Annotated in this window: 15 protein-coding genes; 11 read left to right on the top strand and 4 right to left on the bottom strand. The window is 52.3% G+C overall.

What is annotated here, in order from left to right; translation table 11 throughout:
* The first annotated feature begins 3 nt into the window (after positions 1-3).
* Positions 4-372, top strand: a complete 369-nt coding sequence (locus FHS19_RS28605; RefSeq protein ID WP_183585590.1) for a sensory rhodopsin transducer — start codon at positions 4-6, stop codon at positions 370-372.
* Between the two features lie 52 nt (positions 373-424).
* On the opposite strand, the gene FHS19_RS28600 is transcribed toward FHS19_RS28605, so the two are convergent.
* Both FHS19_RS28600 and FHS19_RS28595 read right to left on the bottom strand, forming a co-directional pair.
* A complete protein-coding gene (locus tag FHS19_RS28600) occupies positions 425-973 on the bottom strand; it encodes an AAA family ATPase (protein ID WP_246426877.1) in 549 nt (182 codons plus the stop codon).
* A gap of 97 nt (positions 974-1,070) precedes the next feature.
* Entirely contained in the window at positions 1,071-2,000 is a 930-nt protein-coding gene (locus tag FHS19_RS28595) for a copper amine oxidase N-terminal domain-containing protein (RefSeq protein WP_183585588.1), read from the bottom strand.
* Positions 2,001-2,272: 272 nt separating this feature from the next.
* On the opposite strand from FHS19_RS28595, the gene FHS19_RS28590 reads away from it, so the two are divergent.
* The 3 genes from FHS19_RS28590 to FHS19_RS28580 all read left to right on the top strand — a co-directional run bounded on the left by FHS19_RS28590 (position 2,273) and on the right by FHS19_RS28580 (position 4,342).
* Positions 2,273-2,653: a MerR family transcriptional regulator gene (locus FHS19_RS28590; RefSeq protein ID WP_312887359.1), complete on the top strand. Its 381-nt coding sequence runs from the start codon at positions 2,273-2,275 to the stop codon at positions 2,651-2,653.
* On the top strand, positions 2,650-3,375 hold the full coding sequence (locus FHS19_RS28585) for an SDR family oxidoreductase (protein WP_183585586.1): 726 nt from the start codon (positions 2,650-2,652) through the stop codon (positions 3,373-3,375). The genes FHS19_RS28590 and FHS19_RS28585 overlap by 4 nt, the downstream gene beginning before the upstream one ends.
* Positions 3,376-3,568: 193 nt before the next feature.
* On the top strand, positions 3,569-4,342 hold the full coding sequence (locus tag FHS19_RS28580) for an SDR family NAD(P)-dependent oxidoreductase (protein ID WP_183585584.1): 774 nt from the start codon (positions 3,569-3,571) through the stop codon (positions 4,340-4,342).
* A 168-nt stretch (positions 4,343-4,510) separates the two neighbouring features.
* Here the strand turns inward: FHS19_RS28580 and FHS19_RS28575 are convergent, their stop codons facing one another.
* Positions 4,511-4,915, bottom strand: a complete 405-nt coding sequence (locus tag FHS19_RS28575; RefSeq protein ID WP_183585582.1) for a MerR family transcriptional regulator — start codon at positions 4,913-4,915, stop codon at positions 4,511-4,513.
* Positions 4,916-5,037: 122 nt separating this feature from the next.
* On the opposite strand from FHS19_RS28575, the gene FHS19_RS28570 reads away from it, so the two are divergent.
* Positions 5,038-5,802, top strand: a complete 765-nt coding sequence (locus FHS19_RS28570) for an SDR family NAD(P)-dependent oxidoreductase (protein ID WP_183585580.1) — start codon at positions 5,038-5,040, stop codon at positions 5,800-5,802.
* A gap of 192 nt (positions 5,803-5,994) precedes the next feature.
* On the opposite strand, the gene FHS19_RS28565 is transcribed toward FHS19_RS28570, so the two are convergent.
* On the bottom strand, positions 5,995-6,429 hold the full coding sequence (locus FHS19_RS28565) for a ferritin family protein (protein WP_183585578.1): 435 nt from the start codon (positions 6,427-6,429) through the stop codon (positions 5,995-5,997).
* Positions 6,430-7,073: 644 nt separating this feature from the next.
* Here FHS19_RS28565 and FHS19_RS28560 point away from each other — a divergent pair.
* From FHS19_RS28560 to FHS19_RS28535, 6 genes are all read left to right on the top strand, one after another.
* Entirely contained in the window at positions 7,074-8,078 is a 1,005-nt protein-coding gene (locus FHS19_RS28560; RefSeq protein WP_183585576.1) for a LacI family DNA-binding transcriptional regulator, read from the top strand.
* A 15-nt stretch (positions 8,079-8,093) separates the two neighbouring features.
* Positions 8,094-8,966, top strand: a complete 873-nt coding sequence (locus tag FHS19_RS28555; RefSeq protein WP_312887358.1) for a carbohydrate ABC transporter permease — start codon at positions 8,094-8,096, stop codon at positions 8,964-8,966.
* A 14-nt stretch (positions 8,967-8,980) separates the two neighbouring features.
* A complete protein-coding gene (locus FHS19_RS28550; protein WP_183585574.1) occupies positions 8,981-9,802 on the top strand; it encodes a carbohydrate ABC transporter permease in 822 nt (273 codons plus the stop codon).
* A gap of 255 nt (positions 9,803-10,057) precedes the next feature.
* Complete coding sequence (locus FHS19_RS28545) at positions 10,058-11,365, top strand: ABC transporter substrate-binding protein (protein ID WP_183585572.1); 1,308 nt, start codon at positions 10,058-10,060, stop codon at positions 11,363-11,365.
* A 99-nt stretch (positions 11,366-11,464) separates the two neighbouring features.
* Positions 11,465-12,721 (top strand): amidohydrolase family protein, encoded by a 1,257-nt coding sequence (locus tag FHS19_RS28540; RefSeq protein ID WP_183585570.1) that lies wholly within the window; start codon positions 11,465-11,467, stop codon positions 12,719-12,721.
* Positions 12,722-12,770: 49 nt separating this feature from the next.
* Positions 12,771-14,822 carry a YyaL domain-containing protein gene (locus tag FHS19_RS28535; RefSeq protein ID WP_183585568.1) on the top strand — a complete coding sequence of 684 codons (2,052 nt, stop codon included), beginning with the start codon at positions 12,771-12,773 and terminating at the stop codon, positions 14,820-14,822.
* The last annotated feature ends 386 nt before the right edge of the window (positions 14,823-15,208 follow it).

The following is a 15,208-nucleotide window of genomic DNA, read 5'->3' as shown; positions in this document are numbered from 1 at the left end:
TCAATGTCCAAAGGTCAGTTACAGTGGATTATTCCCGACGGGTATATCCCGCCGACGAGCAGCGGCCAGCTGGAAAGCCACGAATCGATTTGCGTGCTGAACTTAAGCGGAGAAGAAGTGACGGTGACGGTCAACGTCTTTTTTGAAGACCGGGAGCCGCTCCTGGGCATGGTTGCAACCGTGGGGGGGCAGCGGACGAATCATATCCGCACGGCCCATTTGAATGTGGAAGGGAAATACATACCCAAAGGGGTTCCTTATGCCATGGAGGTCACCGGCAGCGCACCGATTTTTGTGCAGTACAGCCGGCTGGATTCTACGCAGGCCGAGAACGCACTGATGAGCGTCATGGCCTATCCGGTGAAGGAGTAACGCACTTCAGGCTTTTTGGCCCCTCAGGCCCTTTAGGGTATCCTCATCCCCTTTAGGGCCGGGCCTCTTCGGGCAGCATTAAAGCCTGCCGCACAGACGAATTGCTGATCATCCGCAGCTTTCCGCGGAATGGCTCCACGATCTGCATAATTTCCGGCTTTTCCTTTTTCGCGTGCCGGTAGTTCCATTGGTACATTTTGCGGAGCATGCTGAACGACTGCTTGTAGTTTCCCTGCTCCAGCCCCAGCTTTTGCACGGTAAAACGCTTCAGTATGCGGTAATTGCGGACCCAGATCGGCGTATCGACGTATACGATCAGGTCCGCGTCCGCGAAGCTCCGCAGCACCCACTGATAATGAACGCCCTCGATAATCCACCGTTCCTGCTCGAGAATGCCGTTCAGGATGCGGTCTCTTTCTTCGAAGCTGTTCTTAACATCTCCATGGTCCGTGCGCCTCCACACCATATTATCCAATTCATAATAAGGGATGCCCAATTGGTCGGACAACGCTCTGGCCAGGGTGGATTTGCCGCTGCCGACCGAGCCGATAATGCGAATTCTGTCCGGTGTCTTCGTCATGTCCGGTCTATAAACTGCCATGATCCTCACCTCCCGTTACCCATAAATTCGATTCTCCGGAAGGGAGCTCCTGCCTGATCAGTCCACCTTTCGATCTACCGGGTAAATAGGGTAGTTTCTATTCTTCTTCAGGAATTTGAACAATTATATAGTTTGGTTTTGCGTCATTTGGGTCCACTTCGGTTTCCTTGAAAACAACATCGTTCCAATCGTCCTGATGAATCAAGCTGTAGCCGGTCGATCCAATATGCGGCATCCAGCGGAAGGCAGCGAATGTGGAATCTTTAAATAGAGGCAGGGTTCCAATTTCGTTGGTGATCGTTCCGTTAATAAAATACAGCTGCTTCTGCGTACTTGCTTTATTGGTGATGTGACCCTGCCATTTCAAATAAGCAGTATGATCAGAAATTTCAAAATAACTGATGACATGGTTGTTTTTTTCAAAAAATTGATCGTGCACTTTTTTGGGGAAATAATACTGGATACTTGAAGTCTCATAGGTAGGAGTATTTATTTTAGGCAGCAGTGAGACTCGGGGAAGATTGATCGCTGCATTCCTTGCAACCCATAACTCATTACTCATGAGATCGCTTGTCAAATATGAGCGTGCCTTTGTGATGAATGCAGTCTGAGTAGATGGATTCCAGGTAACAGATCCGCCCATAACTTCTGTGACAAATCGCAGGGGGATCATCGTTTTTCCATCATAGATAAACGGAGCTGTGTTCAACTTAACAGCTTTTCCGTTTTTCAGGGCGATTGCCTTATTGATGGTGAGCAATAGACTGACAGCCTTACCTTTTGCGGTCACTTGTTTTGCAGCATTATTCCATTGCAAAGTTAAATTATCTAACGCTTTAGCTTCAGCGAAGCTAATAAATAGTTGGTTATTTTTTAAAAGAATCTTATCCGAAGTCAGAGCTTGGTTATTAATGATGACATGAGGTTCATGATTCGTGCCGGCTGCTGCTGAACTGATGCTGTGATTCGGCAGCATGAAAGCTGCTGCACAGAGAAATGAAATAGAGGCCATGGTGATTTTTTTCATCTTTGTCCCTCCTGTGTAGATATTCCTATATATAGACGTCAAAAAAACGATAAGGTATGACTTATTTACATTTTAACTAGCCCCTAAAAAGACCGAGGTCAAGATCCTCCGTCAGTCCCGTTTTCCAGACACTTACCAGAAAATTTTACGGACAGCCCTTCGATCAGAGTGAATGATGAATCTACCCGCAAATCACCGCTTGACCTTCACATGATGTGAGGGTTTACACTTGCGTTAACAGATGGCTGCAAGGCCAATGAAAGGGAGTAACGATGATGCATATTAGCGAGCTGTCCCGGGTCACGGGCGTGAGCCTGCGCTCACTGCGGTATTACGAGGAGAAGGAACTGCTTCATCCGGTCCGGCTGGATAACGGGTACCGGGAGTATAACCCGTCCGACGTCGAGCGCGTCCGGATCATTCAGCTGTACTTTAGCCTGGGGCTAAGCGCCAAAGAAATCAGCGATGCTTATCCATGCGCCGGATCGGAGGAGGTTCGGCAGGAATGCTTGCCCGGAGCGATCCAGGTGGGGGAGGCCAAGCTGGCGGAGATTGGGAAGCGGATCGATACACTTCGAAAGGCGGAAGACCATTTGCGGGAATGCCTGACCGCTTGGAGATGTCAACTGGAGGAAGGGGGCGATCATTCATGAGCAGCAAGCGGGTAGCGCTGGTCACCGGAGGGAATCGCGGTATCGGAAAAGAAATCGCCAGACAGTTGGCGCACAAAGGGCTGCATGTGATCATCGGCTGCAGGAGCGAAGAAAAGGGATGGCAAGCCGTATCCGAACTGCGCTCGGAGGGGGTTGAGCTGGAGGTCCAGGCAGTGGATCTGCAAGATCCGGGAAGCATTGATGCGGTGGTGTATCGAATTCGGCAGGAGCACGGCAGGCTGGACGTCCTTATTAACAACGCGGGCATCATTCTGGATCGGGGCGTTTCCGTCCTGGACGTGGAGGAGGGTGTGATGAAAGAAACGCTGGAGACCAACTTCTTCGGCCCGCTGCGCATGATCCAGGCGGTGGTGCCGTTGATGAAGGAGCAAGGGTACGGGCGGATCGTCAACATGTCGTCCGGTCTCGGTTCTTTTCAGGGGATGCAGGGTCTCCTCGGGCTTAAGGGTTCATCCTCCGCTTACCGGATTTCCAAAACGATGCTGAATGCGCTGACGGTGTTGGTGGACCAGGAAGCCGCGGCGTACGGTATTCAAACGAATGCGGTTTGCCCGGGCAGAGTGCAGACCGATATGGGTGGGACGGATGCCCCGCACTCGGTGGCAGAGGGGGCCGATACGGCTGTGTGGCTGGCAACCGCCGAAGAAGAAGACGGACCTACCGGGGGATATTTCCGGGAACGGAGGGCCATTTCCTGGTAGCCCTTTGTTGAAACTGAGTGGTCATGATGGTTTCCTGGTGGCTTGATCAAATGCATTATATAAATGTCATATCATTTTTAAAATGATTTTTATATAACAAATTCGATATGGTCATGATAAGTAATATGCATTTTACTTATGTGAATAGGTGGTTTATGATCAGAAATATGCATTTTGATTGGAGGGATATCGAGTGGTCAACGTCAACTTTGATTTGAACGGAAAGGTGGCTATCGTTACCGGTGCCGGCCGCGGGATCGGAAGAACGATTGCTGAGGGGCTTGCCCAGGCGGGGGCGGATGTCGCCTTAACTGCCCGGACCGAGGCCGAGGTGATTGCAGCCGCGCATGAGATTAGCCATGCTACCGGGCGGCGTGCGCTCGGCACCGCTTGCGATGTTACCGATAAGCGTTCCGTAGACTCGGCCGTTCAACAAGTGGTGGAAAGATTCGGGAAAATCGACATATTGGTCAACAATGCCGGGACAAATATCCGCCATTCCGCTTTTGAACTCAGTGAGGAAGAATGGGACTTCGTGGTCGATACCAACTTCAAATCCGTTTTTCTGATGTCTCAGGCGGCAGGGAGCCATATGATCGGACGCCAAAGCGGCCGTATCGTAAATATCGCTTCCGTGGCATCGGAACTCACGCTGTCTTTCTCAACGGCATATGGGCCCAGCAAAGCGGCCGTCGTGCAATTGACAAGACAGCTTGCCAGCGAGTGGGCCCGGCATGGCGTTACCGTCAATGCGGTAAGTCCTTGGTTTATCCGGACCTCTCTTAACGCAAAAGCCCTCGATGATCCGGATAACCAAAAAATGATTGAACAGCGGACACCAATGGGAAGATATGGCCGATTGGAGGAAGTGGTCGCTCCCGTTCTGTTTTTTTGTTCCGAAGGAGCGGGTTACGTTACGGGGCAAAATTTATTTGTCGATGGAGGCGTTACGCATTACGGTGTGTAAGGAGTACAAAGGAGCTGCGGCCGGGTAGCACAACTATCGACAATCCCCATTTCGCACTTCGTTTGGAGTGTAGTTTTTAATAAATATAAATGGCGTCATAGGGACGGATCCCTGTGGCGCCATTTTGGCTTGCGGTACTTTAAAGCATCCAGCAGGCTTAAGCAAGTGTTACGTGCTCTCTGTTTTTTTCTCGAGGCCGCCGTACATTTCTTCAGCCTTTTCCGGGTCGTCGTAAACCGCAATTTTCCAATCGATGAGGTTCAGGTGCTTCTTCAAATCCGCGATTTGTTTCACGACCTGTTTCCGATGATCGGCCAGCATCGTCTTCCGCTCGTCGATCGTTTGCATGCCCTGCATGCACCAATCAGCGTACTGCTTGATTTCTTTGATGGACATTCCCGTATCCTTTAAGCAGCACACCATGGCTACCCAATTGAGGTCGGTCTCGGTGAATACCCGGTTGCCGGATTTGCCCCTCCCAATAAAGGGCATTAATCCTTCTTTATCATAAAAACGAAGGGTGTGCGCAGACAGGCCGAATTTGTCCGCGACCTCGTTAATCGTATAGGTCAATTTTTTACCCCCTTGACTTAGAGTTAACTCGAAGTACTATGCTCACACTATAGACCACGAATAACTAGGGATCAAGTGGTTGACAATGGCAATTAAAATACAAATTAAAGGAGACAGGAACTATGAATTCAACACAGAAGATCGCACTCGTAACCGGAGGCAGCAGAGGACTGGGGAGAAATTCCGCTATAGCGCTCTCCCTTAAAGGGATTGACGTTATTATCACTTATCACACCCGGAAGGATGAAGCGGAAAAAGTCGTCAAAGAAATAGAAGGCAATGGCCGCAAGGCCGCAGCATTGCAGCTGGATGCCGGTAACGTATCCTCTTTCGATTCATTTGTCTCCCAGCTGACGACCGTGCTGAGCGAAAAGTGGAATCGGGATCAAATCGACATATTGGTCAACAATGCGGGATTCGGGATCCATGCTTCCGTTGCGGAAACGACGGAGGAGCAGTTCGACAGCATGCTGAACGTGCAGTTCAAGGGCGTATTTTTCCTGTCGCAGAAGCTGTATCCCCGCATCGCGGACAACGGAAGGGTGGTTAATATTTCAACGGGGCTGACCCGTTTTGTGATTGAGGGATTCGGCGCTTATTCGGCCATGAAAGGGGCCATCGAGATCCTGACGAAGTATATGGCCAAAGAATGGGGAAAACGAGGCATTCGGGTCAACGCGGTTGCCCCCGGAGCGATTGCGACGGACTTCGGCGGGGGATCCGTAAGGGACAATCAACAAATGAGGGACTTTATCGCCTCGAATATTGCGCTGGGCAGGGTCGGGGAAGCCGACGATATCGGCCCGGTTGTCGCGTCCTTGTGCACGGATGAGCTTGGCTGGGTGAACGGGACGCGCCTGGAAGCATCCGGCGGACAGATGCTTTAAGTCGGACCCGAACGAAGAGACTCGAAATACAAAGGGCCGTCCCCAAGGGGACGGCCCTTTGTATTGATCGGGAAGGCGAGTCGCCGGCATGGCACGTGTTTGGCGTTCTTCATGCGTCCTTTCGCTCAAACGGGAATGCCGGAACCCGGCAACATTGGCAGAAAGCTCCGCTCTTTGCCAAAGCTCCAGATGTTACCCTCTGGCCTTCTGCGTAAGAAAGTACAAAAACCAAACGGCATGGTTCTGCTCATCGGCGGCAGCCCTGAGGAAGGCTTGCTTCACGGCCGGATCGGACGCCCGGTCGGCGGCGTCATGGTAAAAGTCCACCGTGTTCTGTTCGTCCTTGAAGGCAAAGTGGAGGCCATCCCGGTAGGCGGAGGGGCAGGACTCATTGATAACTGGTGCCGGCTGTCTTCCGGTCAGCGACGTGTACAGCCCGGCAAACGTTTGATAGTGTCTGATTTCGTCTTTGCGGATCTCTATGATCTGCGTGCGTTCCTCTTCGCTCGGCGCTGCACCCGCCAGACGTTCGTAACAGGCGACGGCGGAGAATTCGCCGTTGATGGCTTTCTCCAGATCGGCAATGGATGAGGCAGGGGCCCGATAGTCCCACGTATAGTAATACATCCTCGGTATATCTCCCTTCGCAAATATAGGCTTTCCTTCACCCTATTCAGCATCTTGGGCAAACGTCATTCATTCAGGCAAAAATAGTTTGGGAGGGGAATGGGTAAGCGGACGCCCATAAAATGGATATATTTATTTTTTGAAATACCCGTTGACACCCCAACCTGGAAGCGCTATTATAGACCCATCTTAATCAAGTAGCTGCTTCAAAACGGGAACGTTCCCAAAATGACAATTGGTTTCGAAACAGCCATTCCATTTTCCTTCTAGACCTGCTTATTTAATACAACAGTTCCGCGAAGCAAGGTTTTGAAGAGACATTTCCTCAATTTTGGGAACGTTCCCAAAATTGAGATAGTAAATGGAGGCCTTGTTAGATCCTGATAATAGGGGACCCTTTAAGGGCAGCGATGAAGGCTATAAGGCGAGAAAGACAACTGCTTGCGTTGGCATGTAGTATTCCCGGTAAAGAAACGGCATGTCTTGCTAAACAAGTTCTTTCCTTGAACCTGGGCTGTCTGATAAAATGGGAACGTTCCCAAAAAAGAGTTTCGTGATCATTCTTGCCAACATACCGTGTTGGTCGGTCTGGCAGAATAAAGATCCGCAACCACGGGAAACGATACATGGAGAGAGTGATAATAATGGGTCCAACCATTCACGACGTCGCCAGATTGGCAGGAACAAGCAAAAGCACCGTGTCCCGTTACTTAAACGGGCAACAGGTTAAAAAAGCAACGCAGGAAGCGCTGGATAAAGCCATCAAGGAGCTGAATTTCCACCGCAATGCCAATGCCCGCAGGCTGGTACTCGACCGGACGAACATTATCGCCGTTGTCGTCGACAACATTTCGAATATTTTCTATTCCGGCGTTATCCGCGGCATTGAGGGAGTAGCCAATGTAAAAGGATACAATTGTACCTTTCTGAGCTGGACTTCCAACTATTCGGAAGAAATATCCTTTCTCAACCTTCTATATGAAGGACAGGTGGACGGGATTATCCTGGTGAGCTTCCAAAAACGCAAAAATGAGGACTTGGAGAGAATCAGAGAATCGCAGTATCCGATCGCGTTGATCGGGGATCACGGCGGCATGGACGGCATCTTCGCGGTAGATGTGGACAATGCGGCGGGAGTCTACGACATCGTCGGATATTTGCACAGTCTGGGACACCGGGAAATTGCGTACATTTCAGGACCGCAGCATGCCGCCGCGAACCAGCATCGCTTTAACGGATATTTGCAGGCGATGGAAACGCTTGGGTTGACCTACCGTCCGGAATGGGTGGTGGAGTCGGACTGGAGCAGTCAGGGTGGATATCGGGCCATGCAGCAGCTGCTTGAGCGCAAAGGCTTCTCGGCTGTCATCGGCTCCAACGACGAAGCGGCAACCGGCGCACTGCGGGCCATCCAGGAGCACGGGCTCAACGTGCCCAAGCAAATGTCGGTCGTCGGATATGATGACATTTCGATCTCGGAATGGGTGTATCCTTCACTGACTACAGTACGCCAGCCCTTTGAAGCTATAGGCCGAAAGGCAGCGGAAGGACTGGTTCAACAAATCGAAGGCGTCCAGGACAAGAAGCAGGAAGCCATCCATCTTCTGAAGCCAAAACTCATCGTCCGGGATTCTTGCGGAACTAAGTAAAGAGGGGTGAAAACGGTGGGCTCCAAGGTCAATAGATCATTTTACGGTTACATCTTTGTGGCTCCTTTCTTCATCGGCTTTGCCGTATTCGGGCTGATGCCGATTCTGTACACGCTGTACTTAAGTTTCATGAAGTGGGACGGTTTTTCGGATCCCGTCTATGTGGGGCTGGCGAATTATTCGCGCCTGCTGCACGACAGTTTCTTTTATCAGACGATTGGCAATACGCTCATCATCTGGATTATGTCCAACGTTCCCCAGCTTATCTTATCGGTGCTTCTCGCACTGGTGCTTAACGAGCGCTTCATCCGGGGCAAACACTTTTTTCGGGCAGTGTATTTCTTTCCTCACATTATTACGCCGGTCACGCTGGGGGTCATCTTCTCCCTCATGTTCGACTGGCAGACCGGGACGATCAACAAGCTGCTCATGAGTCTTGGCATCATTCACGATCCGGTCAACTGGTTTAACAGTCCTTGGTGGTCCAGAATCATTGCATCGGGGGTCATCTGCTGGCAGTACTTCGGGTTTAATATGATCGTCTTTATTGCCGGTCTACAATCCATTCCGAGAGAAGTATATGAAGCGGCTGAAGTCGACGGAGCGACCAAGAAGCAGACGGCACTGCACATCACGCTGCCGCTGCTGCGTCCGGTGTTCCTGTTCGTGTTCATCACCTCGGTGATCGGCGGACTGCAGCTGTTTGATGCGCCGCTCATGCTCGGGGACGGACCAGGGAACTCCTCCAGAACGATGGTCATGTACTTGTATGAAACGGCTTTCAAAAACTTTGATTACAGCTATGGGGCCGCGGTCGCCTACGGAATCTTCTTCGTGGTCATGTTCTTTACAGCCATTACGGCCAAAGCATCTAAGCTGAAGGATTAAGGAGGTTCACCTTCATGGCTAAAATATTTACCCGAGGCATTCTGTACCTGTTTCTGCTCGCCGTTGCGGCGACATGTCTGCTGCCCTTTTACAGCATGATTATTACCTCAACCCATGCCAACTCTGATATTGCGAGAAAACTGCTTCTTATTCCGGGAGACCAGTTTCTTGACAACTACGCGAGGCTGAAGGACACGGTCAACATTTGGCGGGGATTCGGGAACACCGTCCTGATCACCGTCACGTCTACGATCATTAACGTTTACTTCGCGGCGCTTGCCGGGTACGGCTTCTCGAAATACAACTTCAAGTATAAAAACGTTCTGTTCATATTCGTGCTCGGCACCATGATGATTCCCGGCCAGCTCGGTATTATCGGCTTCTTCAAGCTGATGGATTCGCTGAACATGCTGAATACGTACTGGCCGCTCATTTTGCCGTCGATCCACAATGCGTTTGGGATCTTCCTGATGAGGCAGTTCGCGGATTCCTCGGTGCCGACGGAAATCATTGAGTCGGGCCGGATGGACGGGTATGGTGAATGGCAAATTTTCAACCGGATCGTGCTGCCGATCATGGGTCCTGGGTTGGCGACGCTGGGTATCTTCGCTTTTATCGGCAAATGGAACGATTTTCTTACGCCGATGATCATCCTGTTCGACAACAACCTGCAGACGCTGCCGGTGATGATCGCGAGCCTAAAATCCCAGTTTACTTCGGATTTTGGCGCACAGTATGTAGGTATCGTGATTGCGGTCGTGCCGATTCTCGTCTTCTTCTCCTTCATGTCGAAGCGGATTATAGACGGCGTAGCGGCGGGAGCGGTCAAGGGATGACTTAATTGAAACGGCTAGCTTAAATTCCTGGGAAAGGGTGATGTCCGGAACATACGGTGGTTACCGCCGGGTAAATACGCAATGGTGAAAACGGTTTACTGAGTGTGTCATTGATCCATGCATGCAGTTCAATCACGATAAGGTAGCATCAAGGAAGACAGACCGCGTCTAGAGGAAGTTTATCATGCGATTATAGAATGGCTCAGTCGGCTGATGATCCATCCATTTTATAATCTTCAAAAGGGGAGATCGGTTTTGAAAACGAAAAAATGGCTGATGATGGTGCTGTCCGTCCTGCTGATCGGCAGCATACTGGCCGGCTGCGGAAGCAAGGCTTCGGACAGCGGAAATACCGCAAGCGGAGGAGAATCCGGCAATGCCGCCGAATCCGGCGAATTGAAGGGGCATTTGGTCATCTGGACGTTCTTTGACCAGGTGAAGGACATGGCTGACCAGTTTCATGCGAAGAATCCCGGCGTAACCGTAGACGTGAAAATGTTCCCGGGCGACCAATACCAGACGAAGCTGCTGACCGCGCTGCAGTCCGGACGTGACGTTCCCGATATTTTCGACCTGGAGCGCGGGTATATCGGCAAATTCATCGATTCGAAATTTTTGACGGACTTGTCGGCGATGGGCGCCGAGGATCTGGTGAAGGATTACATCCCTTACGTCCAGGAACTTGGACGTTCCCAGGACGGCAAGCTGCGGGCGATTTCCGACCACTCTTCTCCGGGCGGCTTCTGGTACCAGCGCGATACGGCCAAGAAGTATCTCGGTACGGATGATCCCGACAAAATCAGCGACATGGTCAGCTCGTGGGACAAAATCGTTGAGCTCGGCAAAAAGGTGGCAGCGGACAGCGGCGGTAAAGTGCATATGATCCAGAACACCGGCGACCTGTTCGACATCGAAGCCTACAACACCCAGCCGTGGGTGAAAGACGGTAAGCTGAACATTGATCCGAAATGGCAGACGATCTATCAAACCCAGCTGGATATCCGCAAGAACAATGTGGACGCCAAGCTCCCATTCATGTCTGCGGGCTGGGGAAACGCGCTGAACGACGGCAGCGTCGTCCTGACTTCAATGCCGGCATGGGCCGGATTTATGGTCGACAACAAGGACGATAAGGCCAAAGGCAAATACGGCGTCGCCAAAACGCCGGAAGGCTTCTACTCGGGCGGTACGTACCGCGGTATTTATGACAAATCCAAAAACAAAGACCTGGCGTACGAGTTCATCAAATATATCGCCAGCGAGGAATGGCAGCAGCACAACTTGGAAAAAACGGGCAACATGCCAGGCAACAGCAAAGTGTACGAAGCCAACCTGGATACGTATAAATCTCCGCTGTTTGGTGATGAAAACGTCCTGAAGCCATATTACGAGACCGTCGTAAAAATTCCGGCAGCCAAAGCGGATAAATACGGTGAAGACATCATGAGCAAGTGGAGAAAGGTCGCAGGTGACGGGGTGACCAACAACCGCAGCTACGACGATGTCGTGAACAACTTCAAAAAAGAAGTGAAGAACGCTTTCCCTGAATTGAATGTAGACTGATCGCCCGATTCGGGGCAGAAATGACAGATAAATAGACGCGGTTGCTTTTCTGATGGTAAAGAGGAGCAGCCGCTCCATTTTTGGAAGGAGAAAGGCCCGATGAGCAGCATACATGAGTATATCAGCGAACTACGGATCATCGACGGACACGAGCATTTGGCGACTCCGCAGATCAGAAAAAGAGAACAGCAGGATTTTTTCTCCCTGATGCATTACCTCGATTCCGATTTCATTACGGCCGGGATGCAGCGCGGGGCTTTAAGCGGCCGCCTGCGCAGCGACGAAGAGAAAGCGGCCACCTTTTTGCAGTATTGGCAGCGCGCGTGCAATACCACTTACGCGAACATGTTCCGGACGGCTATGAAGGACCTGTACGGCTTTGAAGACTGGACCGTCCAGGGCATACTGGAGGTTAACGAGAAGGTCAAGGCGGCGACGAACAACCCGGATTGGTACCGGGAAGTACTGTACGAGCGCTCGCAAATCGACCTGGCGTTCACGCTGATCCAAACCACGCATTTGGATTACGAGCTGTTTCGGCCGATCATGTTTTTGGACTTTACTTTTAAACTACGAACATTGAAGGATATTCGCGACGTAGAGAAAACCGCCGGCATGCATGTGCATTCGTTCCGGGGCTATCTCGATGCGGTAGATGCCTTATTGCATAGATACAAACAGGAAGGGATGGTTGCGACGAAGCTCGGCCACGCCTATTGGCGGAGTCTGGCCAGCACCAACCCGACGTTCCATGAAGCCGAGATCGTCTTCAACCGGCTGCTTGGCTATACGCTGGAGGAAGGGCTGTCCAAGGAAGAGACGCTGGCGCTGCAGGACTACCTTATTCATTTCATTATTCAGCGCTCCATTGCCTATGAGCTGCCGATCCAGATTCATACCGGTCATCATGAGTCGAGCGTGTCCGGCAACGGCAACATCTTGACCAACTCGAACGCGGAGCTGCTGCTCCCGCTGCTGGCGCAATACCGGGACGCCAAATTCGTCCTGCTGCACTGCGGTTTTCCTTACCATCAATCGTACTTAAGCATCGCAAAAAATTATCCGAATGTTTTTACCGACTTCACCTGGGTGCATATCATCTCGCCGACGGCCGGCAAGCAGATTCTGCATCAAATGATCGAAATGGTGCCGCAGACGAAAATCCAGGGATTCGGCGGCGACTACAACCATATCGAAGGAACCTACGCGCATCTGAAACTGGTACGGAAGCTCGTGGCTGACGTGTTAAGTGAGAAAATTCAGGAAGGCAGCATGTCAGAAAAGGCTGCGATGGAATTCGCCAAGCGTATTTTCCGGGACAACCTGATCGAGATATACCAGTTGGATATGGAATGAAGAAGTGTTTCTAAGAAAAGCATGCGATAAGGAGAAAGGGGAGTCAATCGTGGGATGGAAGGCAGAGGCAGACGGTAGCGGGCGTTATGTACTAAACGTGTATCCGCCTGGCGAGGACCAGGGAGAAGCCCTGTTAAGGTTCGGTCATTTGATCGAGGCATGGACTCCGCTGGAAGGGTCGATCCTGGAAGTTCCGATCGAAAGGGTGGATGCCCTGGCGGATGGAGGGCTGACGATGTCCGGGTCTTCGGGCGAGTTTGCCGCCGAAGCAAAATGGGAGGCGGTAAAAGACAGCTGTGGCGGCTACGACGTTACCCTTCGTATAACGTATAACGGGAACGTTCCCAAAAATATGGGGCTGACCCTTAGGGCAGCGGTACTCGGTCCGGGGAAGCCGGACTGGATGATTCCCGGCGCCTTCTACAAGGAAAACCGCTTTGAGAAAAATTTGCGGCGCTATCCCCGCTACGACTACCGGGGCGGAGATCCGGAGCAGATGGTATCGGATTATTGGTCCTTCCGTTCGGACCGGGCGGCGCTGCCGGCGGTGTTTGCCTGGAACGACGCGATGTGCGGCGCGCTCTGTACGGAGGAGATGTCGGAGCTGGGTCTGACGGGCCTCGGTTTCCGGGGCAATGCGGACGGAACGGCGGTCTGGCTGAACTTTCCGTACCGGGAGGAGCCAGTGACGTTCGTCGGCGAGCCGGTTCCGGCACCGGCGGACCTGACGTCTGCACGGTTCGAGCCGGGGCAGCAGGTGACGCTGCGTTACCGGGTGTATACGGCGGCTGGCGATCCCCACGCGTACGATCCTTTTGTACGCCGGATGTACCGGCTGCATGCCGATACCAATCTGCTCCGTCCATGGATGAATCTGGACGAGGCGGCGAAGCTAACCGCCCACGGCTTGTTTACGTGGCATTATCGTCCGGAGCACCGCATTTTGTACGAAACGGCGGCGTTTGACCGCGAGCTGAACAACAACGTCAAAGGACAGGGGGACCGCCCCCATATGCACGTGGGCTGGGTCAGCGGAGCGCCCTATGCGCATGCGCTGCTGACCTACGGGCGCAGGCAGGGCATTGCCGAGTACACGGCCGCCGGCCTGGACGTACTGGGCAAAATCGCCGAGGGCTTGTCGCCAAGTGGCATTTTCTGGGCGTCCTGGATCGAAGGCCGGGGCTGGACCGCCGGCTGGAATCCGAAGCCCGATTGGCTGCAGGCCCGAACGGCGGCCGAAGCGACGCTGTTCATGATCCGCGCGCTGGCCTTCGAGCGCGAGCAGGGAGTATCGCATCCGGACTGGGAAGCAGCCGCCCTGTCGAACCTGAACTTCGCCGCCTCGTGTCAGCGGGGCGACGGTAACTTTGGCTCCTATTACCATGCGGTGACCGGTGAGGTCGAAGAATGGGACGGGGCCGGCGGCATGCTGTGGATCGCAGCGCTGCTCGAAGGCGCGGCGTTGTTCGGGGAAAAACGGTTTGCGGCAGCGGCCGTACGGGCCGGCAGCTATTACGAGAAGTTTATCAAGGATGAATACATCTATGGCGCTCCGGAGGATGTGCATCTGACACCGACCTCGGAAGACGCCTATAACGCCGTCGCCGCCTATGTACTGCTGTATGAGTTCGACCGACAGCCGAAGTGGCTGGAGCTGGCTTCCAGCGCGGCGGACTGGATGATGACGTTCCGCTGGACGTATAATCTGTGCTTCCCGCGCCACACGCTGCTGGCGCAGTACGATTTCCGTTCGCGGGGCGCGGACCAGGCCTCTACGTCGAACCAGCATCTGCATAACTACGGCCTGTTCTGCGTGCCGGAGATGCTCCGGCTGTGGAAGCATACCGGCGATCGGTATTACCTGGACCGCACCCGCGACCATATCGCCTGCTTCTTGCAGTTTATCGCGCGGGAGGACGGAGACTTCAACGCCTATAAAGGCATGGTCACCGAGCGTTATTACAACACGAACTGCTTCCAACCCAAAGGAATGATGCTGACCCTGTCGCACTCCTGGTGCATCGGCTTGATTCTATACGCGTCACAGGAGGCGGCGGAATACGCCGCGGAGCTGAAACTGAGCGAGCTGATCGAAAGCTGAAAGATCAAAAAATAAATGATTCAAAACTGAGTGATCAGAAACTGATCGAAAATTGAAGGATCTGAAAACTGGTCGAAAGACTTGAGGGATGAAAGTTATTGAAAGGGATCAAAAGCAGATCGAAGGACTTAAGGGTCAAAAACACGGCCGAAATTGACCGGAATACAGGATCAAAAACTTATGAATTCGTTTGAAAGATTGAAGGAGCGAGAAAACCGAGGCTGATTGCTTGAGCCAAAAATGTGCGTTCTCCTCTGTGAAATGCCGGTAGACGTTCTTTATTCCATCGAACCTCCCTTGCGGCGAGAAAAAGGATTTCAGGACATAAAAGCGGCCGGCCTGAAGGTACCCCGCTGAATGCCCGCGAAAAAGAATAAGGAAATCCA

This window comes from Paenibacillus rhizosphaerae, from assembly GCF_014192015.1.
Lineage (GTDB): Bacteria > Bacillota > Bacilli > Paenibacillales > Paenibacillaceae > Paenibacillus_AQ > Paenibacillus_AQ rhizosphaerae.
This window is presented reverse-complemented; position numbering and strand designations above follow the sequence as displayed.

Bases quoted from the DNA above. Each gene is read 5' to 3' on its own strand.
- FHS19_RS28605 (WP_183585590.1), top strand. From the start codon at position 4: ATGTCCAAAGGTCAGTTACAGTGGATTATTCCCGACGGGTATATCCCG.
- FHS19_RS28600 (WP_246426877.1), bottom strand. From the start codon at position 973: ATGGCAGTTTATAGACCGGACATGACGAAGACACCGGACAGAATTCGC.
- FHS19_RS28595 (WP_183585588.1), bottom strand. From the start codon at position 2,000: ATGAAAAAAATCACCATGGCCTCTATTTCATTTCTCTGTGCAGCAGCT.
- FHS19_RS28590 (WP_312887359.1), top strand. From the start codon at position 2,273: ATGATGCATATTAGCGAGCTGTCCCGGGTCACGGGCGTGAGCCTGCGC.
- FHS19_RS28585 (WP_183585586.1), top strand. From the start codon at position 2,650: ATGAGCAGCAAGCGGGTAGCGCTGGTCACCGGAGGGAATCGCGGTATC.
- FHS19_RS28570 (WP_183585580.1), top strand. From the start codon at position 5,038: ATGAATTCAACACAGAAGATCGCACTCGTAACCGGAGGCAGCAGAGGA.
- FHS19_RS28565 (WP_183585578.1), bottom strand. From the start codon at position 6,429: ATGTATTACTATACGTGGGACTATCGGGCCCCTGCCTCATCCATTGCC.
- FHS19_RS28560 (WP_183585576.1), top strand. From the start codon at position 7,074: ATGGGTCCAACCATTCACGACGTCGCCAGATTGGCAGGAACAAGCAAA.
- FHS19_RS28550 (WP_183585574.1), top strand. From the start codon at position 8,981: ATGGCTAAAATATTTACCCGAGGCATTCTGTACCTGTTTCTGCTCGCC.
- FHS19_RS28540 (WP_183585570.1), top strand. From the start codon at position 11,465: ATGAGCAGCATACATGAGTATATCAGCGAACTACGGATCATCGACGGA.